Consider the following 2,493-nt stretch of genomic DNA (forward strand, 5'->3'; position numbering starts at 1 on the left):
GTGTTGATTGCCGCCGAATCCTGACCCGCCGACCGCACTGATTTCCGTTCAAACCTGACCCACGTATGAACCCTAGCCTGCCGCAACTTGCGGCAGGAGCATTGGAGTGATTGACGTGGCGACACTAAGTGTCATCAGGCGATGGGCCCTGCGTGAGCAGTTGTCCATCCGAGAGATAGCCCGGCGCACCGGCCTGTCTCGCAACACCATCCGCAAGTACCTGCGCAGCGACGACAAGGAGCCGTCGTACGCCAAGCGCGAGAGCCGCAGCCGGCTGGATCCGTTCGCGGAGAAGCTGGCCCAGTGGCTCAAGACCGAGTCCGGCAAGAACCGCAAGCAGCGGCGCACCTTGAAGCAGATGCACGCTGAGCTCATGGAACTCGGCTACGACGGCTCCTACAACCGCGTGGCCGCCTTCGCGCGGGACTGGGCGCTCAAGCGCCAGGAAGCTCAGAAGACCACGGGCCGCGGCACCTTCGTGCCGCTGGTCTTCGAGCCTGGCGAGGCCTTCCAGTTCGACTGGAGCGAGGACTGGGCCGTGCTCGGCGGCGAGCGCACCAAGCTGCAGGTTGCGCACTTCAAGCTCAGCCACAGCCGGGCCTTCTACGTGCGGGCCTACCTGCTGCAGACCCACGAGATGCTGTTCGACGCCCACAACCACGCCTTCCGGGTGTTTGGCGGCGTGCCCAAGCGAGGCATCTACGACAACATGAAGACTGCCGTGGACAAGGTCCTGAGCGGCAAGGCGCGGGACGTCAATGCCCGCTTCGCTGCGATGGTCAGCCACTACCTCTTCGAGGTCGAGTTCTGCAACCCGGCCTCGGGCTGGGAGAAGGGCCAAATCGAGAAGAACGTGCGCGACGCTCGGCACCGGCTCTGGCAACCCGTGCCGTCCTTCCCCTCGCTGGACGCACTCAACGTCTGGCTGGAGGAGCGCTGCAAGGCACTGTGGACCGAGATCTCACACGGCAAGCTGCCCGGTGCCGTGCACGACGCCTGGCAGGAGGAGCGACCGCTGCTGATGCAGCTGCCGCGCCCCTTCGACGGCTTCATCGAGCACACCAAGCGTGTCTCACCGACCTGCCTAGTCACCTTCGAGCGCACCAGGTACAGCGTGCCGGCGTCATACGCCAACCGGCCGGTAAGCCTGCGCGTCTACGCCGACCGGCTCGTCGTCGCGGCCGAGGGCAACATCATCTGCGAGCACCAGCGGTTCATCGACCGCCGGCACGACACGCTCGGCAAGACGATCTTCGACTGGCGTCACTACCTGGCGGTGCTGCAGCGCAAGCCCGGCGCGCTGCGCAACGGCGCGCCGTTTGTCGAGCTGCCACAGGCCTTCAAGCGGCTGCAGGCCGAGCTGCTCAAGAAGCCGGGCGGCGACCGCGAGATGGTCGACGTCCTGGCGCTGGTCCTGCATCACGAGGAGCAGGCGGTGCTGGCGGCCGTCGAGCTGGCCTTGGAGGTGGGCGTGCCGACCAAGATGTACGTGCTCAACGTGCTGCATCGGCTGGTGGACGGGAAGACCGAGCCACCTCCGGTGAATGCCCCGCACGCGCTGCGCTTGACCAACGAGCCGCAGGCCAACGTGAACCGCTACGACGAACTACGCGAAGAGAGGAAGGTCCGCAATGCGTGACTCAGCAACCAACGGGCTCATGACCGCGCTGCGCGAGCTGAAGATGTTTGGCATGGCGCAAGCGGTGGGCGACCTGGCCGAGCAAGGCGCGCCAGCGTTTGAAGCCGCGCAACCCTTCCTGGCTAAGCTGCTTAAGGCCGAGTCCGCCGAGCGTGAGGTGCGTGCCGTCGCGTACCAGCTCAAGCAGGCCAAGTTCCCGGTTTACCGAGACTTGGCTGGCTTCGAGTTTGCACACAGCGAGGTGAACGAGGTGCTGGTGAAGCAGTTGCACCGAGGGGAGTTCATGGACCGGGCCGAGAACGTCGTGCTGGTCGGCGGGCCGGGTACGGGCAAGACTCACCTGGCCACGGCCATCGGCGTGCAGGCCCTGGAGCACCACCGGCGACGGGTGCGTTTCTTCTCCACGGTGGAACTCGTGAACCTGCTGGAGCAGGAGAAGCTGAACAACAAGACCGGCCAGATGGCGCACCGGCTTGCGCACATGGACCTGGTGGTCCTCGACGAGCTCGGCTACCTGCCGTTTAGCTCATCGGGCGGCGCGCTGCTCTTCCATCTGCTGAGCAAGCTCTACGAGCGCACCAGCGTCGTCATCACGACGAACCTGAGCTTCAGTGAATGGGCCAGCGTCTTCGGCGACGCCAAGATGACCACGGCCTTGCTGGACCGGCTCACGCATCACTGCCATATCCTTGAAACCGGCAACGAGAGCTACCGGTTCAAGAACAGCTCTGCCCAACCCACCCAGAAGGAGTTCAAGACCAAGAAGTTACCCACAGCCTGAGCCTCAGAGGCTCGAACAAGGGTGGGTCAAGATTGGATGGAAACGGTGGGTCAGTATCGAGCGGGAATCAACA

The 2,493-nt window shown here is 64.5% G+C and carries 2 protein-coding genes; both read left to right on the plus strand.

From position 1 onward, the window contains the following. The first annotated feature begins 106 nt into the window (after positions 1-106). A complete protein-coding gene (gene istA / locus FHT37_RS25080) occupies positions 107-1,639 on the plus strand; it encodes an IS21 family transposase (protein ID WP_183485976.1) in 1,533 nt (510 codons plus the stop codon). Further along, the gene (istB, locus tag FHT37_RS25085) at positions 1,632-2,420 is read left to right on the plus strand and encodes an IS21-like element helper ATPase IstB (RefSeq protein ID WP_183485979.1); all 789 of its coding nucleotides are present in this window, start codon (positions 1,632-1,634) and stop codon (positions 2,418-2,420) included. The genes istA and istB overlap by 8 nt, the downstream gene beginning before the upstream one ends. The last annotated feature ends 73 nt before the right edge of the window (positions 2,421-2,493 follow it).

This window comes from Mitsuaria sp. BK037 (assembly GCF_014193045.1).
Lineage (GTDB): Bacteria > Pseudomonadota > Gammaproteobacteria > Burkholderiales > Burkholderiaceae_C > Roseateles.